This is a genomic window from Sporosarcina sp. P32b (genome assembly GCF_002743335.1).
Taxonomy (GTDB): domain Bacteria; phylum Bacillota; class Bacilli; order Bacillales_A; family Planococcaceae; genus Sporosarcina.
On the sequence record NZ_PDZB01000004.1, the window covers coordinates 169,320 to 175,384 of the forward strand.

General features: G+C 41.4%; 3 protein-coding genes. All 3 read left to right on the forward strand.

The window, feature by feature from the left end; genetic code table 11:
* Positions 1 to 10 precede the first annotated feature (10 nt).
* Positions 11 to 1,933: a DNA topoisomerase (ATP-hydrolyzing) subunit B gene (gyrB, locus tag CSV64_RS05400; RefSeq protein ID WP_199168423.1), complete on the forward strand. Its 1,923-nt coding sequence runs from the start codon at positions 11 to 13 to the stop codon at positions 1,931 to 1,933.
* Between the two features lie 69 nt (positions 1,934 to 2,002).
* The gene (gene gyrA / locus CSV64_RS05405) at positions 2,003 to 4,537 is read left to right on the forward strand and encodes a DNA gyrase subunit A (RefSeq protein WP_099633759.1); all 2,535 of its coding nucleotides are present in this window, start codon (positions 2,003 to 2,005) and stop codon (positions 4,535 to 4,537) included.
* Between the two features lie 142 nt (positions 4,538 to 4,679).
* A complete protein-coding gene (locus CSV64_RS05410) occupies positions 4,680 to 5,792 on the forward strand; it encodes an HD-GYP domain-containing protein (protein ID WP_233190409.1) in 1,113 nt (370 codons plus the stop codon).
* The last annotated feature ends 273 nt before the right edge of the window (positions 5,793 to 6,065 follow it).

Consider the following 6,065-nt stretch of genomic DNA (forward strand, 5'->3'; position numbering starts at 1 on the left):
CACCTTGGCAATGGAAGAGAAGGATACGCAGACAGCTTATGATGCAAGTCAGATACAAGTATTGGAAGGTCTTGAAGCGGTCCGTAAACGTCCTGGTATGTATATTGGGACAACGAGTTCAAAAGGGCTTCACCATCTCGTGTGGGAAATAGTAGACAATAGTATTGACGAAGCTCTTGCAGGTTATTGCGATCATATTGAAGTAACAATAGAGAAAGACAACTGGATTAAAGTATCCGATAATGGTCGTGGAATTCCAGTCGGCATTCAGGAATCAACGGGTAGACCAGCCGTTGAAGTCATCATGACTGTACTCCACGCAGGCGGTAAGTTTGGTGGCGGTGGTTATAAAGTATCCGGTGGTTTGCACGGCGTAGGATCTTCAGTCGTCAATGCTTTGTCAGAGAAGACAGAAGTCTATGTTAAACTGGATAAAAAATTATATGCAATTGAGTTTTCTAGAGGCCCTGTCTCAAAGGAGCTCGAAGTCATTGGCGAATCGGATGAAACAGGTACTACAATCCGTTTCAAAGCAGATTCTGAAATCTTCACGGAAACAACGGAATACGAGTACAGCATATTAGCAACACGTTTGCGTGAACTTGCATACTTGAATCGTGGTTTGCGTATTACCATTACCGATGAACGTGGTGAAGAACCTGTATCGGAATTGTTCCACTACGAAGGCGGAATTAAATCATACGTCCAGCATTTGAATGCAAATAAAGAGCCGATCTTTGAAGATCCAATTTATACAGAAGGCGAACGCGATGGTATTACTGTTGAGGTCGCTATGCAATACAACAGCGGCTACGGTGAAAATTTATTGTCATTTGCGAATAATATTCATACGTATGAAGGTGGTACACACGAGCAAGGTTTCAAAACTGCATTAACTCGTGTAATTAACGACTATGCACGTAAAAATGGCTTACTGAAAGAGTCAGAAGACAATCTAACGGGGGACGATGTACGTGAAGGACTAACGGCTATCGTCTCCATCAAACACCCTGATCCTCAATTTGAAGGTCAAACAAAGACAAAATTAGGTAACTCAGAAGTTAGCACAATTACAAATTCACTGTTTTCCGAAGCACTGCAACGTTTCTTAATTGAAAACCCAGTAGTAGCGCGTCAAGTAGTTGGTAAGAGTACGATGGCGGCAAGAGCACGTATGGCTGCGAAGAATGCTCGTGAATTGACACGCCGTAAATCGGCATTGGAAATCTCCAGTTTGCCAGGAAAACTATCAGATTGTTCTTCAAGGGACCCGGCTATCAGCGAATTGTATATCGTTGAGGGTGACTCTGCGGGAGGATCTGCGAAGAATGGTCGTGATCGTCACTTCCAGGCAATCCTGCCATTACGCGGAAAAATCCTCAATGTAGAAAAAGCACGTTTGGACCGTATTCTTGGGAACGCAGAGATTCGTATGATCATTACAGCACTTGGTACAGGGATCGGCCCTGAATTCAACTTGGCTAAAGCACGTTATCATAAGCTTGTGATCATGACAGATGCTGACGTGGATGGCGCCCATATCCGTACGTTACTATTAACTTTCTTCTTCCGTTTCATGCGTCCGCTAATTGAAGCCGGCTATGTATATATTGCACAGCCACCACTTTATCGTGTACGTTCAGGAAAAAGAGAAGAGTATTGTTATGACGAAGAGACGTTACAGGAAATTCTAAGAAGTATGCCTGCCTCACCAAAGCCAGATATCACACGATACAAAGGTTTAGGTGAGATGAATCCCGAGCAACTATGGGAAACAACAATGGATCCTGATAAACGTACATTCTTGCAGGTCCGTATGGATGATGCAGTAGAAGCTAATGAAACATTTGAAGAACTAATGGGTGATGAAGTAGAGCCACGCCGAAAGTTCATTGAAGATAATGCGGTTTACGTACAAAATATCGATACTTGATTACACGTGAATAGATTATTTAGCAACGATTGAACTTATAGACGTAAGTGGTGAAAGGAGCTTGACAACATGGCAGACTTGCCAAAAGGCGGAGTGCAGGAAATAAATATTAATACAGAAATGAAAACCTCATTTCTGAACTATGCGATGAGCGTTATCGTCTCTCGTGCGCTTCCAGATGTTCGAGATGGTTTGAAACCCGTACATCGCCGCATTTTGTATGCTATGCATGATTTGGGCATCACTGCGGAAAAACCGCATAAAAAGTCGGCACGTATCGTAGGGGACGTTATTGGTAAGTACCATCCACACGGTGACAGTGCAGTATATGACACGATGGTACGGATGGCTCAAGATTTTAGTTATCGCTACATGCTTGTAGATGGACATGGTAACTTTGGTTCTGTTGATGGTGACGGAGCAGCTGCAATGCGTTATACGGAGTCTCGTATGTCCCGTATTGCAATGGAATTATTACGTGATATCAATAAAAACACAATCGACTTCCAGGCAAACTATGACGAGCAGGAAAAAGAGCCTGCCGTCTTGCCAGGTCGTTATCCAAACTTATTGGTAAACGGTACATCAGGAATTGCTGTAGGGATGGCAACAAACATCCCACCCCATCACCTAGGTGAAACAATCGACGCTGTACTTGCTTTGGCAGAGAATAGCGCAATCACAACTGAAGAACTGATGGAAATCATTCCAGGTCCCGATTTTCCAACTGGCGGTATGATTCTTGGGCGTAGTGGTATTCGTCGTGCTTATGAAACGGGTCGAGGTTCATTGATCATCCGCGGAAGAGCAGAAATTGAGACGGCTGCAAATGGTCGTGAAACGATTATTGTCCATGAAATTCCTTTCCAAGTAAATAAGGCGAAGTTAATCGAGAAAATTGCCGAGCTCGTACGCGATAAGAAGATTGACGGCATTACACACTTGGCAGATGAATCAGACCGTACCGGTATGCGTATTGTTATCGAAGTACGACGAGATGCCAATGCCAACGTATTACTGAACAATCTGTATAAACAAACTGCCTTGCAGACTAGTTTTGGGATCAATATGCTAGCTCTTGTAGACAAGCAACCAAAAGTATTATCCTTGAAAGAAATTTTATATCACTACTTAGAACACCAAAAAGTAGTCATTCGCCGTCGTACACAATTCGATTTGAATAAAGCGGAAGACCGCGCACATATCTTGGAAGGATTACGTATAGCGCTTGATCATATTGATCGGATCATTGCCTTAATCCGTGCATCTAAGACAACGGCTGAAGCGAAAGCGAACTTGATGGAAACGTTCGAGCTATCTGATCGTCAGTCTCAAGCTATTCTAGATATGCGTCTGCAACGTTTGACTGGACTGGAACGAGACAAAATCGAGTCCGAATACCAAGAGTTGCTGACACTTATTGCTGAATTACGTGCGATTTTAGCGGATGAGCTGAAGTTAATTGAAATTATCCGTGAAGAATTAAGCGAAATTAAAGAGCGTTTTGCGGACGAACGTCGAACAGAGATTATGCTTGGCGGTTCTGAAATGCTTGAAGATGAAGACTTAATTCCAGTGGAAAACTCCATTGTGACATTAACTCACCAAGGATATATTAAGCGTCTGCCTGCTAATACGTATCGTAGTCAGAAACGTGGTGGTCGTGGAATCCAAGGTATGGGCACGAATGAAGATGACTTTGTAGAGCACTTACTCAATACATCTACGCATGACACGATTTTACTGTTTACGAGCAGAGGGCGTGTATTCCGTAAAAAAGGCTATGAAGTACCTGAATACAGCCGAACTGCCAAAGGATTGCCGATTATTAACCTGCTTGACTTCCAAAAAGGTGAAAAGGTTACGGCAATGATTCCAATTGATGAGTTTACTGAAGATCATTATTTATTCTTCTCAACAAAACAAGGTGTTATTAAACGAACGTCGATTATGGACTATGCCAATATTCGTGCGAACGGTTTGATTGCATTAGGATTGCGCGAAGATGATGAATTAATCTCCGTTAGATCAACTGATGGAACGTCAGATATTGCGATATGTACAAAACACGGCATGATGATTCGCTTTGACGAAGAAAGTATCCGTCCACTCGGCAGAACTGCTGCTGGTGTACGTGGTATTAGACTGCGTCAAGAGGATGAGGTAATTGGTATGGATATCGTAGATGCAGGAGATGACATTCTGGTAGTTACTGAAAAAGGATACGGTAAACGTACACCTGAAAGTGAATACCGATCTCAATCACGTGGTGGTTATGGATTGAAAACAATGCATATGACGGATCGAAATGGCGGTATTATCGCGATGAAGTCGGTTAACGGTGAAGAAGATTTGATGTTAATTACGATTCACGGGATCTTAATCCGTATGTCTATTGGCGATATCTCTATATTTGGTCGATCTACACAAGGTGTACGACTCATTCGATTAGCTGATGATGAACGCGTAGCAACAGTCGCAAAGGTAGAAAAGAATGAAGACTCTGAAGAAGAGCTAGATGATGAACTAGAAGACCACCTAGAAGTACTTGAAGAAGTACAACCAGATTCAGACATAGACGCTGGAACAGACTCAGAAGAATAAAGAAAAGTTATTGAAGAGGCGTAATACGTCACTTCAATAACTTTTTTTGCTTTTAGTAGGAAAAATTACTTATATATCTATCCAAATAATTGAGAGTATTATATGATAATAGATAGAGCGAAGAGGAAATTAGGTGAGAGTGATGGATGTTTACAAAGAAGTAAGTGAGCTAAGACGGGGTAGTTTTCTAAAAGAGGATCTATACGCCAATACAAGAAACCCTATTATGGTCAAAGACACCAAGTTAATGCTAGAGCATTTTGAAATTCTCCATTCATTCGGTATTACCCGTGTGCTGGTTGAGTCCAAGGCACTCAGTAAGACAGAACAAGGACCAACAGAGCAACTAACGGAAGTAAGATTAACGCCAGCGGTAGAGAAGCTAATGAACCAAATTGCCCCTCCGAAATCGAGGTCTTTGGAAACGCTCTATGATGAAGCAATAGAATCTTACAGAAAAGAATTTATCAGTTATAGATCAGGCAAGAAATTGGATGTTGCCGTCGTGCGGACAATTGTTTTACCTGTCATTCAAGCGTTTTTAGAGAACAAGGAATATGTTAGAAGACTAAATGAGTTTTCTACATTGCAAAATTATCGCGCCCATCACTCTATCAGCGTAGGCATTCTAGCAGCTTTAATAAGTGAAGCAATGGGGTATCCAAGAGGGCAAGTGCTTCAAATTGGTATAGCGGGCGTACTGGCAGATAGCGGTATGGCGAAAATCGATGAAAACATTATTGACAAAGTAGCCTTTTTAACAAGTGAAGAGTTAAATGAAGTGAAAAAACATGTCATTCATAGTTTCCAAATGGTCAATGACTCTTCATTAGTACGTCAGGAAATGAAAATAGCAATTTTACAGCATCATGAGCGCTTTGACGGCAGTGGTTATCCAAGAGGACTAAAAGGACAGGAGATTATGCAAATCTCTCAAATACTCTCAGTGGCGGATGTGTATCACGCTATGGTATCCGAACGACCGTACAGGCAGAAGGAAAGTTCTTTTAAAGTAATCGAGTTAATGAGGGAAGAGGAATTTGGTAAGTTTGATATGAAGGTAATAGAAGTACTTCACGAACTGATCAACAAGCTGGCCATTGGAACAAAGGTGAAACTAACGACTGATGAGATAGCGGAAGTCATTTACTTACACCGTGATTTCCCCTTGCGTCCTATCGTTAAGATTCTGGATACAGGTACACATATCGATCTATCATCTAATAGAAAGATCTCCATCGTTAAAATCTTTTAATAGAATAACCACTTGAATAACGTAGGAAGTAAGAGAAATTATGCGGGTATGCGTCACTACTGTACAATAATGTAGTAGTTTCATATCCGTTTAATGTTGTAGGTACGGGTTTTCTAACGTTTGTTAAAAAGAAATGATAAAAAAGCTTGCATTCTCATAAAAGCGGTGGTATATTTATAAGCGTCGCATCAAGCAGTTGCGAAAACATCAAACTTAACAAGAAAAACTTTTTAAGTAAAAGTGTTGACAACTAAACGATGAGATGTTAATATT